General features: G+C 70.7%; 16 protein-coding genes. 11 read left to right on the forward strand and 5 right to left on the reverse strand.

Translation table 11 applies throughout. From position 1 onward, the window contains the following. The first annotated feature begins 44 nt into the window (after nt 1–44). On the forward strand, nt 45–1,277 hold the full coding sequence (gene glgC, locus GA0070604_RS08815) for a glucose-1-phosphate adenylyltransferase (RefSeq protein WP_091117115.1): 1,233 nt from the start codon (nt 45–47) through the stop codon (nt 1,275–1,277). 29 nt (nt 1,278–1,306) lie between these two features. Continuing rightward, entirely contained in the window at nt 1,307–2,950 is a 1,644-nt protein-coding gene (gene pgm / locus GA0070604_RS08820) for a phosphoglucomutase (alpha-D-glucose-1,6-bisphosphate-dependent) (protein WP_091117117.1), read from the forward strand. 48 nt (nt 2,951–2,998) lie between these two features. Here pgm and GA0070604_RS08825 read toward each other — a convergent pair whose 3' ends face one another. Beyond that, entirely contained in the window at nt 2,999–3,928 is a 930-nt protein-coding gene (locus GA0070604_RS08825) for an NAD(+)/NADH kinase (protein WP_091117120.1), read from the reverse strand. Between the two features lie 191 nt (nt 3,929–4,119). On the opposite strand from GA0070604_RS08825, the gene GA0070604_RS08830 reads away from it, so the two are divergent. From GA0070604_RS08830 to GA0070604_RS08870, 9 genes are all read left to right on the forward strand, one after another. Beyond that, on the forward strand, nt 4,120–4,905 hold the full coding sequence (locus GA0070604_RS08830) for a class I SAM-dependent methyltransferase (protein ID WP_167363413.1): 786 nt from the start codon (nt 4,120–4,122) through the stop codon (nt 4,903–4,905). Between the two features lie 184 nt (nt 4,906–5,089). After that, nucleotides 5,090–6,064 carry a polysaccharide biosynthesis protein gene (locus GA0070604_RS08835; protein ID WP_244161798.1) on the forward strand — a complete coding sequence of 325 codons (975 nt, stop codon included), beginning with the start codon at nt 5,090–5,092 and terminating at the stop codon, nt 6,062–6,064. Beyond that, nucleotides 6,058–7,173, forward strand: coding sequence for a polysaccharide biosynthesis C-terminal domain-containing protein (locus GA0070604_RS08840; protein ID WP_091117131.1), 1,116 nt, complete (start codon nt 6,058–6,060; stop codon nt 7,171–7,173). The genes GA0070604_RS08835 and GA0070604_RS08840 overlap by 7 nt, the downstream gene beginning before the upstream one ends. Beyond that, on the forward strand, nt 7,170–8,408 hold the full coding sequence (locus tag GA0070604_RS08845) for a glycosyltransferase family 4 protein (RefSeq protein WP_091117134.1): 1,239 nt from the start codon (nt 7,170–7,172) through the stop codon (nt 8,406–8,408). Before GA0070604_RS08840 ends, GA0070604_RS08845 begins: the two co-directional genes overlap by 4 nt. Then, nucleotides 8,405–9,529 (forward strand): non-hydrolyzing UDP-N-acetylglucosamine 2-epimerase, encoded by a 1,125-nt coding sequence (gene wecB / locus GA0070604_RS08850; RefSeq protein WP_091117137.1) that lies wholly within the window; start codon nt 8,405–8,407, stop codon nt 9,527–9,529. Before GA0070604_RS08845 ends, wecB begins: the two co-directional genes overlap by 4 nt. Before the next feature lie 112 nt (nt 9,530–9,641). Then, nucleotides 9,642–10,385, forward strand: a complete 744-nt coding sequence (locus tag GA0070604_RS08855) for a class I SAM-dependent methyltransferase (protein WP_167363414.1) — start codon at nt 9,642–9,644, stop codon at nt 10,383–10,385. Nucleotides 10,386–10,434: 49 nt separating this feature from the next. After that, nucleotides 10,435–11,775, forward strand: a complete 1,341-nt coding sequence (locus tag GA0070604_RS08860) for a glycosyltransferase family 4 protein (RefSeq protein WP_091117143.1) — start codon at nt 10,435–10,437, stop codon at nt 11,773–11,775. A gap of 4 nt (nt 11,776–11,779) precedes the next feature. Beyond that, entirely contained in the window at nt 11,780–12,994 is a 1,215-nt protein-coding gene (locus GA0070604_RS08865; protein WP_091117145.1) for a glycosyltransferase, read from the forward strand. Beyond that, nucleotides 12,991–14,478 (forward strand): eukaryotic translation initiation factor 3 subunit L, encoded by a 1,488-nt coding sequence (locus GA0070604_RS08870; protein WP_141721255.1) that lies wholly within the window; start codon nt 12,991–12,993, stop codon nt 14,476–14,478. Before GA0070604_RS08865 ends, GA0070604_RS08870 begins: the two co-directional genes overlap by 4 nt. A 38-nt stretch (nt 14,479–14,516) precedes the next feature. Here GA0070604_RS08870 and GA0070604_RS08875 read toward each other — a convergent pair whose 3' ends face one another. The 4 genes from GA0070604_RS08875 to GA0070604_RS08890 all read right to left on the reverse strand — a co-directional run bounded on the left by GA0070604_RS08875 (nt 14,517) and on the right by GA0070604_RS08890 (nt 18,869). Then, nucleotides 14,517–15,500, reverse strand: a complete 984-nt coding sequence (locus GA0070604_RS08875) for a CgeB family protein (RefSeq protein WP_208601992.1) — start codon at nt 15,498–15,500, stop codon at nt 14,517–14,519. Between the two features lie 125 nt (nt 15,501–15,625). Then, nucleotides 15,626–17,041 carry a lipopolysaccharide biosynthesis protein gene (locus GA0070604_RS08880; protein WP_167363415.1) on the reverse strand — a complete coding sequence of 472 codons (1,416 nt, stop codon included), beginning with the start codon at nt 17,039–17,041 and terminating at the stop codon, nt 15,626–15,628. Nucleotides 17,042–17,066: 25 nt separating this feature from the next. Continuing rightward, nucleotides 17,067–17,744 (reverse strand): sugar transferase, encoded by a 678-nt coding sequence (locus tag GA0070604_RS08885; RefSeq protein ID WP_279615677.1) that lies wholly within the window; start codon nt 17,742–17,744, stop codon nt 17,067–17,069. A gap of 39 nt (nt 17,745–17,783) precedes the next feature. Beyond that, on the reverse strand, nt 17,784–18,869 hold the full coding sequence (locus GA0070604_RS08890) for a GNAT family N-acetyltransferase (protein ID WP_091117154.1): 1,086 nt from the start codon (nt 18,867–18,869) through the stop codon (nt 17,784–17,786). Nucleotides 18,870–18,871 lie beyond the last annotated feature (2 nt).

The raw sequence follows: 18,871 nt of genomic DNA on the forward strand, positions 1-18,871 counted from the left end.
CCGTACGAGTGGTGCCGTCGGGGCGGGACGGATAGCGTCGGTACATGACTGCCAAGGTGCTCGCGATCGTCCTGGCCGGCGGAGAGGGCAAGCGCCTGATGCCCCTCACCACCGACCGGGCGAAGCCCGCCGTCCCCTTCGGCGGGATGTACCGCATGGTCGACTTCGTCCTCTCCAACCTGGCGAACGCCGGCTATCTCAAGATCGTCGTGTTGACCCAGTACAAGTCGCACTCGCTGGACCGCCACATCACCACGACGTGGCGCATGTCGACCATGCTCGGCAACTACGTCACCCCGGTGCCGGCGCAGCAGCGCCGCGGCCCGTGGTGGTTCGCCGGGTCGGCCGACGCGATCTACCAGAGCTTCAACCTGATCTACGACGAGCAGCCGGAGTACGTGATCGTCTTCGGCGCCGACCACATCTACCGGATGGACCCGCGGCAGATGGTGGAGGACCACATCGCCTCCGGCGCCGCGGTCACCGTGGCGGGTATCCGCCAGCCGCTGTCGAGCGCGAACCAGTTCGGCGTGATCGAGGTCGGCGAGGACGGCCGGCGGATCCGGGCGTTCCGCGAGAAGCCCACCGACGCGGTGGGGCTGCCCGACGCGCCGGACCAGATCTACGCCTCCATGGGCAACTACGTCTTCACCGCCAAGGCCCTGGTCGACATCGTCGAGCGCGACGCCGAGGACAAGACCAGCAAGCACGACATGGGGGGCAGCATCATCCCGATGCTGGTCGAGCGGGGCGAGGCCAACGTCTACGACTTCCGGGACAACGAGGTGCCCGGCAGCACCGACCGGGACCGTGGCTACTGGCGGGACGTGGGGACGCTCGACTCGTTCTACGACGCCCACATGGACCTGATCAACGTCCACCCGGTTTTCAACCTCTACAACTTCGACTGGCCGATCTACAGCAACCAGCCGCCGTACCCGCCGGCGAAGTTCGTGCACGCCTGGGGGGAGCGGGTCGGCCGGGCGGTCAGCTCGATGGTCTCGCCCGGGTCGGTGATCTCCGGCTCGCTGGTGGAGAACTCGATCGTGTCGCCGAAGGTGAAGGTGCACTCCTGGGCGCACGTGGACGGTGCGGTGCTGATGGAGGGTGTCGAGATCGGCCGGCACGCGGTGGTCCGCCGGGCCATCCTGGACAAGAACGTCTACGTCCCGGAGGGCGCCGAGATCGGCGTCGACCTGGAGAAGGACCGGCAGCGCTACACCGTCTCCGACAACGGCATCGTGGTCATCGGCAAGGGTCAGCGCGTCGAGCCCTGACCGCCCACAACTTCGAGGAGGTTTCCGCAGTGGCCCATCCCCGTGCCGGGCAGCCGGCCGAGCCCGCCGACCTGGTCGACGTGCCCCGGCTGGTCACCGCCTACTACGCCGAGCACCCGGATCCGAGCGACCCGGCGCAGCAGGTCTCCTTCGGCACCTCCGGCCATCGCGGGTCCAGCCTGCGCAACGCCTTCAACTCCGACCACATCCTCGCCGTCACCCAGGCGCTCTGCGACTACCGCCGGGAGCAGGGCCTGGACGGTCCGCTCTTCCTGGCCCGGGACACCCACGCGCTCTCCGCCCCGGCGGCGGTCGACGCACTGGAGGTGCTCGCCGCCAACGACGTCACCGTGCTGGTGGACAGCCGCGACGGCTACACCCCGACCCCCGCGCTGTCGCACGCGATCCTCACCCACAACCGCGGGCGTACCGCCGGTCTCGCCGACGGCATCGTGATCACCCCGTCGCACAACCCGCCGGATGACGGTGGCTTCAAGTACAACCCCACCCACGGCGGGCCGGCCGACACTGACGTCACGAAGTGGATCCAGGACCGCGCGAACGCGATCCTCGCCGCCGGGCTCAAGGAGGTGGCGCGCATCCCGTACGCGCGGGCCCGCGCCGCCGACACCACCGGCGAGTACGACTTCCTCGCCCGGTACGTCGACGACCTCCCGGCCGCCCTGGACATCGCCGCGATCCGGGACGCCGGGGTGCGCATCGGCGCCGACCCGCTGGGCGGGGCGAGCGTGGCGTACTGGGGCGAGATCGCCGAGCGGCACCGGCTCGATCTCACGGTGACCAACCCGACGGTCGACCCGACCTGGCGGTTCATGACCCTGGACGGCGACGGCAAGATCCGGATGGACTGCTCCTCCCCGAACGCGATGGCCTCGCTGATCGCCGCCCGTGACCGCTACCAGGTCTCCACCGGCAACGACGCCGACGCCGACCGGCACGGCATCGTCACCCCCGACGGCGGCCTGATGAACCCCAACCACTACCTCGCCGTGGCGATCGGCCACCTGTTCCGTACCCGGTCCGACTGGGGCCCGGACGCGGCGGTCGGCAAGACCCTGGTCTCCTCCTCCATGATCGATCGGGTCGCCGCCGACCTGGGCCGGCCGCTGTTGGAGGTGCCGGTCGGCTTCAAGTGGTTCGTGCCGGGCCTGCTCGACGGCGCGGTCGGCTTCGGCGGCGAGGAGAGCGCCGGGGCGTCCTTCCTGCGTCGGGACGGCGGCACCTGGACCACCGACAAGGACGGCATCCTGCTCTGCCTGCTCGCCGCCGAGATCATCGCGGTGACGGGGCGGACCCCGAGCGAGCACTTCGCCGAGCTGGCCGACCGCTTCGGCGCGCCCGCGTACGCCCGGCTCGACGCCCCGGCAAGTCGGGAGGAGAAGGCCGTCCTCGCCAAGCTGTCGCCCGAGCAGGTGACGGCGACCGAGCTGGCGGGCGAGCCGATCACCGCCACCCTCACCACCGCCCCCGGCAACGGCGCGCCGATCGGCGGGCTCAAGGTGACCACCGCGTCGGGCTGGTTCGCCGCCCGACCGTCCGGCACCGAGGACGTCTACAAGATCTACGCCGAGTCGTTCCAGGGCCCGGAGCACCTCGCCCGGATCCAGGAGGAGGCGAAGGCGCTGGTCGACACCGCGCTCGCGAAGTCCTGACGGCGGCCCCGGCGTTCGTCCCGGACACCCGGGTGGGCAGCTCCCGCCTCAGCGGGGCGGGGGGAGTTCGCGTCGGCTCAGCTGCTCACGCAACTCCTCGGGAAGCAGCTCCCGGAGCTGGTCCGGCAGCAGCGGCAGGTCGAGCAGGCTGAGCTTGAGCTGGCTGCGCTCCTGAAACCGGCGGGGGTCGAGCCGGACCACCTGGCCGGCGTCGGGCACGTACCGGACCTCCACCGCGCCCTCTGTGGCGGCCTCGCGGATCACCAGGCCGTCCACCTCCATCGCGACCGGCGCCGAGCTGGGCCGCAGGTCGAGCCGGATGGTCTCCTCGGGGGAGAACACCACCGACCGGGAGATGCCCGACATGGGCGCGGAGGGGGTCACCACGACCGCCTGGGTGGCCGGTGACACCAGCGGGCCGCCGGCCGCGTAGCTGTACGCGGTCGAGCCGGTCGGCGTGCTCACCACGAGCGCGTCGCAGCGGTAGTAGCCGTACCGCTGATCGTCGACCGCCAGGGTGGCGGTGACGAAGCCGCGGCCCGGCTGCCGGACCAGGGCGACGTCGTTGAACGCCACCACGTCGTCCCCGCAGACGTCGCAGGCCAGGCAGGCGTGCGACTCGACGGTGAAGTCGTGCGCGGCCAGCCGGTCCAGCGCCCGCGGCAGGTCCGGCGGTTCCACCTCGACGAGGAAACCGACCCGGCCCACGTGCACCCCGAGCACCGGCTTCGGGTCCCGCACCGCGCCGCGCAGCGCCCCCAGCATCGTGCCGTCCCCGCCGATGCTGATCAGCGCGTCCGAGTGGGCGACCAGCTCCGCCGCCGGGACCGGATGCACCGATGCCGGGACCCGGTGCCGGTCCTCGGCGCGGACGGCCAGCGTCCTGCCGTGTCGGGCCGCCCAGCGGTCGATGGTCCCGACCACCTCGGAGACGTCCCGGGTGGGATGCAGCACCAGCCCGAACACATTCCCCGCCACCGGTACAGCTCACCATACGGGCGGGGTGCGGGGAGCGCGTACCGGAAGGTGCGCGGCGTGCGACCTGCGGCGCAGGTCCGGGCTGGGGACGGCCGTGGTACGCCGACCGCGGCGAGAGCAGCTACTTTGTGGGCAACTTATCCCTTTTCACGCCGTTGTTCCGACTGATGGCGTCGGCGAGAGGGCTGGGCATGGGCGGGGCAGTTGGTCTGCTACGGGCGGTCAGTGCGAAGCGGGCCGCCCTCAGCGAGGGGATCGGGCGCACCCGCCGACGAGACGGCTCGCTTGCCGCTGTGCGGTTCACCATGCGGTGGTTGGTCGCCGGAGTGCTGCGCCCGGCCCACTTCATCCTGCACCGCCGGTTCGACCGCCGGTTGGGCATCGAGACCACCGGCCGGACCGAGGTCACGTCCACGATGCGGTCCGCCGCCGCCCACGCCGACGGCACCCGCTACGAGTCGCTGCCACCGCACCAGGTCAGGGCGCTCCTGCGGCGCGTGCCGGTGGACTCGCCCGAGCGCTTCACCTTCATCGACCTGGGCTCGGGGAAGGGCCTTCCGCTGTTGCTGGCGGCGGACCACGGCTTCGGCGAGGTGATCGGGGTCGAGCTGGACCCGGGACTGCTTGAGCTGAGCCGGAGCAACGTACGGTCGTTCGAGGCCAGGACGCCGGAGCGAGCCGGTGTCGTCAGCGTCCTGCACGGCGACGCGGCGAGGTTCGTCCTGCCACCGCGCCCCACCGTGCTGTTCATGTTCAATCCGTTCGGCGAGGCCACGCTGCGGGTCGTCGTCGACAACGTCGAGCGTTCGCTGAAGGAGATCCCGCGACCGTTCTTCCTGCTCTACTGCAATCCCCTGCATCGGGAGGTGCTGGACGGTCGCCCGATGCTGCGGCGGATCTCCGCCGCCACGCGGTGGGCGTGCTACGCGGCTCGGGTTCCCGGATCAGCGGAGCCCGGACCGGATGACGTGTGCTGAAACATCCGAAAAGGTCGTCTCTTCCGTTTCTTCCGACCGGCTCGTCTCGTTGCACCGATGGGCATGGGCAGCGCCGGGGCGACGGCGTCGCCGGATCGAGCGACGACAAGGAGCGTCCGTGAGCGTTCTCCCTCCTGGAAGTCGGGTTTTGATAACCGGTGGCACCGGTTCATTCGGACAGACCATGGTGCGGCGACTGCTCGATCGTGGTGTCGCCGAAGTTCGGATCCTGAGCCGCGACGAGGCGAAACAGGACGCCATGCGCCGCGTGCTGGGCGACGATCGGGTCCGGTACCACGTAGGAGACGTCCGGAACGCCGATTCGGTGCTGCGGGCGAGCCGCGGCGTGGACCACGTCTTCCACGCGGCAGCGCTCAAACAGGTGCCGTCGTGCGAGTTCTTCCCGCTGGAGGCGATGCGGACCAACATCGTCGGCAGCGCGAACGTGATCGACGCCGCCGAACAGTGCGGAGTCCGGTCGGTGGTGCTGCTCAGCACCGACAAGGCCGTCTACCCGGTCAACGCGATGGGCCTGACCAAGGCCCTCATGGAAAAGCTGGCCCAGGCCCACGCCCGCGGCTGTCCGCGCGGCGCGACCACCGTCTCGTGTGTCCGGTACGGCAACGTGATGTACTCGCGCGGCTCGGCGATCCCGCTCTTCATCGAGCAGGTCAAGGCGGGCCGGGCACCGACGGTGACCGACCCCGGGATGACCCGCTTCCTGATGTCCCTCCACGAGTCGGTCGAGCTGGTGGAGCACGCCTTCCGGCACGCCCGTCCGGGCGACATCTTCATCCGCAAGGCGCCCGCCTGCACCATCGGCGACCTCGCCGCCGCCGTCTGCCACCTCTTCGACGTGCCGGCCAAGCTCGACATCATCGGCGTACGGCACGGCGAGAAGCGTCACGAGACACTCGCCAGCCGGGAAGAGCTGCTCCAGGCCGACGACTTCGGTGACTTCCTCCGGGTGCCCCTGGACGCCCGCGACCTCAACTACGCGCTCTACGTCTCCGAGGGCGAGCTGGGCGAGGGGCCGACAGAGGACTTCAACTCGGCCAACGCGCCGCGCCTCGGCGTACCCGAGATCGTCGAGCTGCTGAAGACGCTGCCGGAGGTGCGCGCCGAGCTCGCCCTCCGGGATCCGGTGCTGTCGTGCTGAGGATCGCCGTCACCGGAGCGGGTGGATTCCTCGGCTGGCACGTCCGGGTGCTGGCCTGCGTGCTCGGCTGGCCCGAGCCGCTCGTTCTCACCCGTGCCGAGCTCGCCGAACCGGCGGCGGTCGCCGCCAAGGTCGCCGGCGCCGACGCCGTGCTGCACCTGGCCGGCGTCAACCGGGGCGAGCCCGGGGCGGTGGCGGCGGGCAACGTCCAGCTCGCCGCCCAACTGGCACAGGGCCTCAAGCAGTGCGCCGAGCCGCCCCGCTCGATCGTGTTCGCCAACTCCGTGCAGGCCGGCAACGGCACACCGTACGGCGACGCCAAGGCGGCCGCCGCGCGGCTCCTGGCGGACACCGGCCTGCCCTTCGACGACGTGCTTCTGCCCAACCTCTACGGGGAGCACGGGCGCCCCTGGTACAACTCCGCCGTCGCGACGTTCTGCCGGGTCCTCGCCGAGGGCGGACAGCCCGAGGTGCACGTCGACCGGGAGCTGAGCCTGGTGCACGTCACCGACGCGGCAGCCCGTCTGCTGGGCGCCCCCGCCGACGGAACCTGGGATCCGGCCATGCCGGCACTGCGCGTCGGCGTCCGGGAACTGGCGGACCGCCTCGCGGGCATCGCCGCGATCTACCGCGTCGGAGAGCTACCGTCGCTGGTCGAGCGGCACGACGTCCGGCTGTTCAACACCTACCGGTCGCACTGCTTCCCGGGGCACTATCCGCTGGCCCTGCCGCGCCGGGCCGACGCCCGTGGCGAGCTGGTCGAGGCGGTCCGGGTGCACGGGGGACCGGGTCAGACCTTCTGTTCCGTCACCCATCCGGCCATGAGCCGAGGTGACCATTTCCACCTGGCCAAGGTGGAGCGCTTCGTGGTGCTGCGCGGATCGGCCGAGATCCTCCTGCGCCGGGTGGGCCACGACGGGGTCGTACGGTTCGCCGTGTCCGGTGACGATCCGGTGCTGGTCGACATGCCCACCATGTGGGCCCACAAGATCGTCAACACCGGGACGGAACCGCTGGTCACCCTGTTCTGGACCAACGAGCTGTTCGACCCGAGCCGGCCGGACACGTGGGCCGAGCCGGTCGAGGCGCCGATGGCGGTCCGCGCATGAGGGTCGGTCTGGTCAGCCAGTGGTATCCGCCGGAGCAGGCCCTCATCCCCAACAGCCTTGCCCAGGGGCTGGCCGAGTGGGGCCACGAGGTGCGCGTGTTGACGACGTTCCCGAGCTACCCGTACGGGCGGATCTATCCCGGCTGGCGGCAGCGGTGGCGTCACCAGGAGACACAGGGCCGGGTCATGGTCCGGCGCGTACCGGCATACCCGAGCCACGACACCTCCGCGGTCCGGAGGGCGCTGAGCCACCTCTCCTTCGGGGTCAGCAGCGCGGTCGGCGGCATCGGCTGGCTGCGTCCGGTCGACGTCACCTACGTCTACCATCCACCACCGACCGCGATCGCCGCCGCGGCGCTCGCCCGGATGGCGTCGCGGACACCGATGGTGCTGCACGTGCAGGATCTCTGGCCGGAGTCGGTGCTCGAATCCGGCATGGCGCCCGCCGGTCGTACCGGAAGGGCCCTGGAGCGGGGCGTCGAGGCGCTCATGCGGACGGCGTACCGCCTGGCGGCTGCCATCGTCGTCATCTCGCCCGGGATGGCAGACCGGGTGGTCGCCGGCGGGGCCGACCCCTCCCGGGTCCGCGTGGTGTGGAACTGGACCGACGATCACCTGTTCCGTCCCGTCCCGCCGTCGTCCGAGGCTCGCGCCGCCCTCGGCCACCGCGGGCGCTGCACCGTGATGTTCGCCGGCAACCTCGGTCTGTTGCAGGGGATCGAGACAGCCATCCGCGCCGCTGCGGCCGTTCGCGACCGGATCGACCTCGTCTTCGTCGGCTCCGGAGCGGACGAGGACGCCGCCCGACGCCTCGCCGGCGAACTGGGCGCGGACAACGTGCGGTTCGTCGGGCGCCGCCCACCCGACGAGATGGCCGAACTGTACGCGGCGGCGGACTGGCAACTGGTCTGCCTGCGTGACCGGCCCGCCCTCCGCGTCGCCATCCCGTCCAAGCTGCAGGCGGCACTCGCCTGCGGTGTGCCGGTGATCGCCTCGGTCGGTGGGGACGCCGCGGCGCTGGTCGAATCGACCCGGGTCGGCCTCGTCAGCCCTCCGGAGGACGTGGCCGCGCTCGCCGCCCGGTTCGCGGAGGCGGCGGCCACGCCGGCGGTGACTCGAACGGAGATGGGCCGGCGTGCCCGGACGGTGTACCAGGAGCGGATGTCGGTGTGGGTGGGAGTGGGGCAGCTCGAGGAGATCCTCACCAAGCTCGCAGCGCAGAAGGGACGGGCATGACCCGGGTCATGACGGTGGTGGGCACCCGGCCGGAGGTCATTCGGCTCTCCCGGGTGATCGCCAGGCTCGACGCCACGGTGGATCACCTGCTGCTGCACACGGGTCAGAACTGGGACACCCAACTGTCCGACATCTTCTTCAAGGAGCTGCGGCTCCGTGAGCCGGACCGGCTCCTCCGGGTCGACACGTCATCCCTCGGCCGGGTCCTGGGTAACGTGCTGATCGGGGTGGAGAACGCGATCGTCGAACTCCGGCCCGACGCCCTGCTCGTGCTCGGCGACACCAACAGCTGTATCGCCGCGCTGATAGCCCGCCGGATGCGGGTGCCGGTCTACCACATGGAGGCCGGCAACCGGTGCTTCGACCTGAACGTGCCGGAGGAGACCAACCGCCGACTCGTCGACCACGTCGCCGACTTCAACCTGGTCTACACCGAACACGCCCGACGCAACCTGCTTGCCGAGGGCCTGCACCCGCGCCGCATCCTGCACACCGGCTCACCCATGCGGGAGGTGCTGGCGCACTACCGGGACGACATCGCCCGCTCCACCGTGCTCGATCAGCTCGAACTGCGCCCCGGCGGATACTTCGTGGTCAGTGCGCACCGGGAGGAGAACGTGGACCGCCCGGACCGGTTGCACCGCCTGCTCGACTGCCTGCGGGCGGTACGCGACGAGTGGGGCCTGCCGCTGCTGGTGTCCACACATCCCCGCACCCGCAAGGCGCTGGAGGGGCTGGCGGTCGACGACAGCACGCTGGAGGGCGTCGTCTTCCACGAGCCGTTCGGTCTGTTCGACTACGTGCGTCTGCAGAGCAGCGCCCGCTGCACGCTGTCGGACAGCGGCACCATCAGCGAGGAGGCGGCGATTCTCGGCTTCCCGGCGGTGACCCTGCGGGAGTCGATCGAACGGCCCGAGGCGCTCGACGCCGGCGGCATCATCATGACCGGGCTGGACCCGCAGGGCGTGGTCGAGGCGGTCCGACTGGTGGTCGAGCAGGTTGCCGCCGACGGAGTGCCCTGTCCGGCGGACTATCGCGTGCCGGACACCTCCCGCAGGGTCGTCGACTTCATCCTCTCCACGGTCCGTCGGCACCATGCCTGGGCCGGCATCCGGGTCTGAGCGGGTTCACGTCCGGGGTGACCGCTGGCGGTGGTCGGTGATGGGGCGGGGGCCGCCGAGATCGCTCCGATCCATGTACGGGCATTGTCGGTCCGAAAGGCAGGGGAGCAGCGTGAGCAACCATCCGGTGTGGGATCGGGTCTACGAGACGTACACCTCGGATCATGCCGGGCTGAGCGACCGGCGGGCGTGTTCGTTCGCCTACCGGAGAGACATTCGGCCGCATCTCCGGCCGGCCACCGAGCGTCCGTGCCGGGTGCTCGACATCGGTTGCGGCCAGGGCGACCTGGTCGGACTCATGCAGGCCGACGGGATCGAGGCGTACGGGGTCGACATCAGCCCCGAACAGGTGGAGGTGGCACGCTCGCGGGGGTTGGACCGGGTCTGCCTGGGCGACTTCCACAGCCGATTGCGAGCGGAGCCGGGGACCTGGGACGCGGTGGTCGCCACCGACATCCTTGAGCATCTGTCGAAGGACGATGTGGTGCGGACGTTCGACGAGGTCCGGGCTGCGCTACGACCGGGTGGCCGGTTCCTGGCCCGCGTGCCCAACGCGGTGAGCCCGACCGGCGGTCACATCATGTACGGGGACATCACCCATCGCACCTGGTTCACTCGCCGCAGCGTCGCCCAGCTCGCAGCGGTGGCCGGGTTCGAGTCGGTCCGCATCTCCGCCTGCCCTCCGCCGGTGCACGGCTTCGCGAGTCTCGTGAGATCCGTTGTCTGGAGTTCGATCAGCGCGACCTGGAAGGTCGCTCTCGCGGCGGAGACGGGCCAGTTGCGCGGTCATATCGTGACCCAGAATCTCGTCTTCGTGGCGCGTCGCTCCGAGCATGCCGGTATGGGAAAGTTATAGCCCTTCGTGACTGTTGGTGCCACCCCTCGTTGAACTGGTCGTGGTGAGAATGATCAGGCCTGCGGCGGCGCCGGCCGCCATCGGAGGGCTGGCCCAGGCTCAACGGGACGCGGATCGGACCCGGCAGACGGGCCTGCCGCAGAGACGCCGGAAGGTCGCCCTCGTCACGCACGGGTTCGAGCAGGGCGGCGGCGTCCGGACCATCGCCCGGTGGCTACGTGGGGCCCTTGCCGAGACCGGTGGTTACCAGGTCGACGTGCACGATCTCGCGGTGTGGAGCCGGGACCCGTCCAGCCGTCGCCTGATCAGGCCGGCGACCTGGCTACGTGGCAGCCTCCGCGAGCCGCTGCACGCCTCACCCGGCTGGCACTGGGGCGCCAACGCGGTGGAGGTGGAGTGGATGCGTTACCGGCCCCGCCGGGAACTGTCCAGGCTCCTGCGCCGGTACGACCTCGTGCAGGTGGTGTGTGGGGCGCCGGCGTGGGCCGGGGTGGTGACCGGCCTGGGGGTTCCCGTCGTGCTCCAGGTGGCGACCCTGGCGTCGTGGGAACGCGCCGCACTGTTCGCGCAGGCCGGCGACGTCCAGGGCTACTGGCGCCGCCTGATGACGGCGGGCGTGTCGGCGCTGGAGCGGAGGGCGCTTCGGCAGGTCGACGCGGTGCTCGTGGAGAACGCGACCATGGCGGCCCTCGCGCGGTCGTCAGGGCAGCCGAGGGTCGTTCTGGCCCCTCCCGGGATCGACACGGACCGCTTCAAGCCGGCGTCGACGGGTTGGCGGGCCGATGGCTACCTGCTCTCGCTCTGCCGGCTGGCAGACCCCCGTAAGGGCCTGGATCGCCTGCTGGCGGCCTACGCCATGATGGTTCGAGCGGACCCCGGAACACCCGCCCTGATGCTGGCGGGCAAGGGCCGGTTGCCCGACGACCTCATGTCCCTCATCAACAGTCTCGGCCTGGTGGACCGGGTGCTGCTCCGGCCTGACGTGGCTTCCGCCGACCTGGTCGACCTGTATCAGGGTGCCTCGGTGTTCATGCAGGCATCCCATGAGGAAGGGCTGGGCCTGTCGGTCATCGAGGCGATGGCCTGTGGCCTGCCGGTGGTCTCCACCGCGAGTGCCGGCGCCTGCGAGTCGGTGGTGGACGGGTCGACCGGCTGGCTGGTGCCCTTGGAGCCGGCCGGCGACGTGCCGGCGGTCCTGGGTGCCCGGGCGCGGGCCGTCCTGAACGGCCCCGGTGGTGACTTCGGACGACGGGGCCGCGACCGCGTGGTGGAGCGGTTCTCCACGCGGATCGCACTTCAGGGCATCGTGGCGGTCTACGACGAGATTCTGTCCCCCTCGGGCGGAGACGGTGCGGTGCCCTGCCCGTCCCTGGCCGGCTCGGGGGAGTAGTCCGATGACCTCGTCCAAGGCGCCCTCGTCGACAACCGCCCCCGACCTGCGCAACGGCGGGGCCCCGACGTGCCACGTCCTGGCCACCTGCGGCGTCTTCGAGCCGGGCTTCCGGGGTGGCGGTCCGGTGAAGTCGGTGGCCCACGTGATCGACACTCTGCCGCAGGACATCGAGCTGATGCTGATCACTGGTGATCGTGACCTCGGCTCGTCCGATCCGTATCCCGGCCTTTCGGGCACCTGGGTCCGGCGCGGCCAGCGAGCCTCGGTCTTCTACCTGAACGCGCGTAGTCCGCGCAGCTGGTCGCGTCTCGTTCGAGTGCTCCGCAAGCAGCGGATCGATCTGCTCTACCTCAACAGCCTGTGGTCGTTCTACTCCCTGGTGCCGATCCTGGCGATCGTGGCCGGCCTGTTGTCGGTACCTGCCACACTGATCGCTCCGCGCGGAGAACTGTCTCCGGCGGCGCTCGGCCTGAAACGGCGCAAGAAGCAGATCTTCTTGCTGTTCTGGTCCCGCGTCCTGAAGCGGCTCGACGTCTGGTGGCACGCGTCCAACGATTTCGAACGGGCCCAGGTCCTGAACGTGTTTCCCTGGGCCCGGGTGCTGGTCCAGGGGTGCGAGGCCACGGCACCCGAGCAGCCAATTCCACCGAGCGGTCCCAACCCCGGGCCGCTACGTATCGTGTTCATCAGCCGGATCTCTCCGATGAAGAACCTGACACTCGCCCTGGCCGCACTGCGTTCTCTCGGCCAGCCGGTGGAGTTCGACATCTTCGGGCCGTTGGAGGACGGCCAGTACTGGGCCGGCTGCCAGCGGCTGATCGCGGACCTGCCCTCCCACGTCCGGGTCCGCTACCGCGGGGAACTCACACCGGAGCGGGTGCGCCCGACCTTCAGCGAGTACGACGCCTTCCTCTTTCCCACCCTCGGCGAGAACTTCGGACACGTCATTCTGGAGAGCCTGTCCGCCTCGTGTCCGATCATCTGCTCCGACGCCACCCCGTGGAGTGCGCTGATCGAAGAGGCGGGCGGAGTTATCGTCCGCCCGCTGACCGCGGCCCGGCTCGCGGCGGATCTGGAAACGCTGGCTCGAAGATCGCCACTGGATCGGCTACGGGCACGGCAGCAGGCCGAGGCGGCATACCGCTCCTGGCGGCAGCGGGTGTCCTCCGGAAACGTGCTCGCGGACGCGCTCACCGGTGAGGGGCGGGGGACATGACGAGGTCTGTGCTGGCGGGACTGGTCCTGCAGGCGGTGGCGGTGTGGTTCACCCATCGGGCGATCAACGGACAGTGGCTCACCCGCGTCGGTGGGCAGATGCTGTTGATGGCGGTGCTGTTCCACGGTGTCACCGAGATCGTGCAATGGGTCTGGCCGGGACGGAACGGGTACCGACAGCTCGTCAGCCAGGACACGCTCGACGACTGGACGCTGACGGTGTCGGCGGCGATCCTCCTGTACGCGCTCGCCTACGGGGCCATCTGTTTCGTCTGGCTCCCGCGGGCGCAGCCGCCGCCCGGCGCGGCCGGTCTCAGGGGCTCCTACATCGAGGGTCTCCGGCTGCGCTGGTTGCTGCTGCTGGCCGTGCTGCTGGTCGGCGTCACCGTCTCGGGTTCGGGGCTGGCCCCGCCCGCGCTCTACGGGCAGGACTCACCCACCGAGGGCAACTACGTGCTCTCCGGCCTGGTCAGTCAGTTTGTCATCACCATCGCCGGGCTCGTCGGGGCCGTCGCCCTGGTGCGCTTCGGCCGCCGTTGGGCGCTGCTGCTCCTGCTGGTCCAGGGCGGATTTCTCATCCTCGCCGGATCCCGGTCGATGGTCGTCTTCAGTGCGGTCCTGTCGCTGTACGGGGCGGCGCTCGCCGGCGTACGGCTGCCCCGCCGGCAGCTTGTCGGCGCGGCGTTGCTGGTGGGGTTCCTCGCGGTCTCGCTCTCCGCCGCCCGCGACGCTGTCGGACGTGACGCGTTCCTGCCCGAGCACGGCGCCGTGCGGGCGGAGGGCCTGGCGGACGGCGTCCGCGCGCTTTCGTCGCCCCAGAGCCAGGAGGCGATCCTCGATGACACCGTCTACCGGTTCGACGGCAACACCTTCGGCGCGCTCATCTACAACAGATTGCAGGAAGGTGCGCAGCCGGTCGGGTTGACCACCGTCTGGAACAACGTGCTTCTCGGCGTTCCGAGCTTCATCGACAAGGGCAAGCTGCAGCGGAGCCTGGAGGTGCGCAACGAGGAGAGCTACCTCGACATGCACTTCAGACTGGACCCGTCGATCGACTACCTCCCGGGCATGTTCGGTTCGATGCTCGGCTACTACGGGGTGGTGGGCCTCATGGTCCTGGCGATCCTGCTCGGGCTGGGGCTCGCCGCCATCGACCGGCTGGTCGCCGCGTCGGCCTCCGCCGTTCGGCTGCTGCTGGGCATGGGATTCGTGCAGTGCGCGCTGTCCTACGAGACCGGCCCACCCACGTTCATAACCACGCTGCGTGGCGTGGTGGCACTCATCGCCGTCGTCCTGGTCGTCAGATGGGCCGGCGCCCTCGTGCGCCGGCTCCGCCCGGAGGCTGCGGGAGCGGCGTGGCGACCGGAGACCCCGCGACGCGGGCCCGCCGGTCCGACGGCTGGTGAGGATCGGGCCCGGTCTCCCCGCCCGGCGCGAGACGCAGCGGCGGGGCAGGTGGCGGCGCGGGCCACCTGGGTGAACTGAGCGGCCGGCGGCAGCCGCTGCCGAGGTGAACCGGCAGCCTACGCGAGCCGGTCGAGCACGACCGGCAACCGGTTCTCGTAGGTGTGCTCCGAGTGGGCCCGCTTGCTGGCCGCGTCGCCGACCTCGGCTGTCCGGCGCGGATCATCGAGCAGTTCCCGCACCCGCTCCAGCAGCTCGGCGAAGGTCGTGAACGGGACGACCTCCCGGTCGGGGTCGAACATGTCCGGGAGGACTTCACGCCGCTCGCACAGCACGGCGGCACCGGCGGCCGTGGCCTCGAAGAGTCGGCAGTTGACGCTCTGCATCTCGGCAGGATGAAGGTTGTTCAGCACGCCGGCCGCGGTTCGGAAGACCCGCGACTTGGCCTCTCCGACGATGACACGCCCCTGGTGGATGCCCCGCGGCAGCATCCGAGCGACGTCGCGCGCGGGGGGCGCGCCGTAGATGGCGAGGGGGACATCCGCCTCGATCAGCCGGCGGACCAGCAGCATGCGGCTCGGGTAGGTGTTGCCGACGATGACGATCCTGCGCTGTGCGCCGGCCTCACCGATGGGGCGGTGTACCTGCGGGTTGCAGGCTTCGGGAAGGTAGCACGCCGGAGCGTCGAGCATGTCGACCAGACGCCGGACGAGCAGCGGATCCTTGAAGAAGAGCGCCGTGTAGGGTGCGGCCAGCATCCGTTGCCGGCCGAGGTTCGCCACGCAGTCCGGGAACCAGAGGGCCACCGGAACCTTGTTGCGCCGCAGCTCGCTCACCGTGTTCGGGGTGAGGTTCGAGTCGGTGGAGATGACGGCGTCGCACTCGTGCTCGAGTGCCCGTCGCGCCAGGTGTCGCTGTGCACGCGCCTCGACGCGCCGGGAGGCGCGCAGGGCGGTCGCGGCGACCTCCTGCCAGATGTACCCGCCGCGCTCCGGGTGGGTTGAGCCCAACAGGACCACGTCGTGTCCCATCCGGGACAGTGATGCCGAGACGTTCTCGGCGAAGTGATCGGGTCCGCTGGGTCCGATGATGCCGATCCGCATTGCGTTTCCTGCCTTCATCCGCGGTCGTACCGTCGCCATCCGGCGGCTGCCGTCTGCCGGGGATCGACCTGCTGGCCGTCGGGATCGGGGGCCGGCCTGCCGGTCGACGGCGACGAGGTTCATGGTCAGGTGTTGGTCGCTGGTGACGAGCACCGCCGTGTCAACGACTCATCGACATCGGGGGTGACGGCGCCGGAGCGGTGCTGCGCCTGAGGGGCGCGACCACCCCGTTGCTCACGGTCCGACGTCACGGCCCGGAGTTGACGGAGCATCAGCCCGAGCCCGAGGGCGGCCGCGCCGCTCGCGGCGCCCGCCGCGCCAGCCACACCGAAGACGGGAACAAGCGCGGCAAGCAGAGCGACGTTCAGCGCGGCCGCGGCGAGCTGGGCGCGGGCGACCGCCATCGGACGGCCGTAGCCACGCAGGACGTCGCCGCAGACCGCGGTGCCGGCGAGGCAGAGACCCGCGGGTACGAGCAGGGCGACCAGCGGCACGGCGGGTCGATAGGCGTCGCCGAAGACCGCCGGAATGATCCACGGGGCGCCGACCGCCAGCGGAATCAGGAGCAGCGCGGCGGCGACCAGGCCCGCCGCTATGGTGCGGCGGTGCAACCGCGTGGCCAGGTGGGTGCTGAGTGCCCGGGACGCGAGCAGGGGAAAGACCACGGCACCCAGGGCCGTGGCCACCGGCTGCGTCATGGCGGTGAGCGAGGTGGCGATCGCGTAGGTGCCCAGGACGGCCGGGGTGACCGCGATGGAGAGCACCAACTGGTCCAGCCGGACGGCGACCACGCCCGGCACCGCCGAGGCCAGATGGCTCAGGCCGAAGCGAGCCATCGGGCCGACCAGACGGACCCGGAATCTGCCGCCGGCCAGCCCCGCCCGGCGGGCCAGCAGGTACGCGAGGACGGCCTGCGTGGCCATTGAGGCCGTCAGTGCGACCAGGGCGCCGGTGAGGGTGAGGCGGTCAACCACGGCCAGGGGGAGTACCAGGGCGACGAACACCACGGGTTGATAGAGCCGCACGAGGTTCCACCAGGTGATGCGGCTGGCCTGGAGACCGAAGACGTAGCCCGCCTGGATGAACGACACCATGCACACCGCGAACATGAGGCGGTATCCGTTGACGACCGCCGTGCCCTGTCCCTGAGCGAGCCATGGCGCCACCAGCCACCCGAGGGCCAGGCCCACGAGTCCCGTCACCACCATGATGAGTCGGCAGGTCGCGACGTAGTCCTGGGCGTTCTTCGGGTCGCGGGCCACGTAGAAGGTGGTCGCTGCGGTCTGACCGAGTTCGCCGATGATCAGCGCGAGCCCGAACCACGCGATGATCGCGGCGTAGGCGCCACGGTCGGTGGGACCGAGCGCCCGCGCGATGACCACCCCACCGAGCACGTTGGCAGCCGCTGCGACCAGGTTGAACGTCGTCGCCGTGCAGAGCCGGCCGAGGAGTCCGTGCCGCTCCGGTCCGGCGGCCGCGGCGGAGGGTGGACGGTCCCGCTCCGCCCTCTGCGCATCTGTGCCCGCCGGCACCGTCGTCACTGGCCCACCCTGTCCAGGCATTTTGCTATCGCGGGCGACGGGTGGCTGTGCTGCCGCGCGTCGTGCCACCGCGGTCGGCCGTCACGAATGATCGGCCGCTGCCCACGAATTCCGGCATCGTCGCGTGGCCCTCCGCGGAGATGCCCTCGTGGCGGAGGACCTTGACCACCGTCACCAGCAGGATCCGCAGGTCCAGCCACAGGCTGCGACTGTCGACGTACCGGACGTCGTAGGTGAACTTCTCCTCCCAGCTGAGTGCGTTGCGGCCGTGTATCTGGGCCAGCCCGGTGATCCCCGGCCGAACCTCGTGCCGGCGTGCCTGTTCGGGCGTGTACCGGCTCAGGTACTCGGGCATCAGTGGTCGCGGACCCACCAGGCTCATGTCGCCCCGCAGCACGTTCCAGAGGGTCGGCAGCTCGTCGAGGCTCGTGCGCCGCAACCAGACGCCGAAGGGGGTCAGCCGGTCCTCGTCCCGGTGCCGGTCGACGCTCACCGGGAGCATCGTTCGGAACTTCCGGAGTTCGAAGAGCCTGCCCTCCCGGCCGGGCCGCAGCTGACGGAACAGCACCGGCCGCCCCAGGGCCAGCGCCACCGCGACGCCGACGACCAGCAGGATCGGCGCAAGGACGATCAGCGCGACGCCCGCGAGGATCACGTCCATGCCACGCTTGCACAGGTCGTACGCGCGGCGATCACCAATCACGATGTGCTCCAGCAGTTCGGTGGTCTGGTTCGTGGTGCCTCAGGCGGGTTGCCTTCTCCGGTCGTCAGCCCCGGCGGCGCCTGGCCCGGGCGGGAGCTCCTGGCGGTAGGCCGGAAAGAATCCGGTGCGAAGCAGGTCGCCGGTGCTCAGCCGCAGTCGCGCGGCGTGACGGGCCACCAGGTCGTCGTACCGCTTCCGGTCCAGGACGAGCGCACCGGTCCAGAATTCCGTCCGGGTACCGCCGAACGAGCACTTGAACCGGAACAGGCCGTCATCGGCCCGTACGCCGCCGCCCAGGTGCACCCTCGCGCATCCGTGCTCCGCCGCCCAGCTGAGAACGGTCCACAACAGCAGGCTGTTTGCGCCGTCGCGGCCGGCGGCAGGATCCGACCCCGCCAGGTGGTAGTGCAGCAGATCGGCGTGCCGCATCAACAGCGACGCGGCGACCACCGAGCCGTGCGGGTCGCGCACCTCGCAGGTGAGCAGCGACCGGCCGAGCCCGTCGTGCAGCAGCCGGTAGTAGCGGTCGGGGAAGAAGTAGCTCGGCGCGCTGCCGACGCGTTTCATCGTCTGCTCGTACAGATGGCGGAACGGGGAACCCACGTCGAGATCCGTGCTCTGTACGGTGCGGACGGCAGCCTCCAGCCCGACCCGCCGCGCCTTTCGGATCGCGGTGCGAGCCCTGCCGGCCATGCCGTTCCAGATCTCGTCGGGCGTACGGTCGACCGCCACCGTCAGGGTGTCGGGGCGCCGGACCATCGGGACGAGCCGGAGTGCGCGTACCGCGGCGACCGACGCCGGATCCATCGGGGAGAACCGCAGGAACAGGCTGACCAGTCCCTCGTCCCGCCACCGCTCGACCGCCTGCGACCAGCACCGGGCCAGTTCGTCCGGGGGGCGGTCGGCGGCCAGGTGGATGCCCGAGTACCCGTACGGGCTGGCCGCGTCGTGGACCTCGTCGTCGACCGACCGGACGAGGTACGGGACCAGCATCCCTTCCGGCGCGTACGCCAGTCGCCAGACGGCGGCGTCGGCGGCGGCTGCCGCGGCGCCGTAACCGGGGGTGAAGTAGACGTCGGGATACCGGGCCGGCCCCGTCGGGTTGTCCAGTTCGAGGAACTCCACCG

The organism is Micromonospora eburnea (assembly GCF_900090225.1).
GTDB classification, from domain to species: domain Bacteria; phylum Actinomycetota; class Actinomycetes; order Mycobacteriales; family Micromonosporaceae; genus Micromonospora; species Micromonospora eburnea.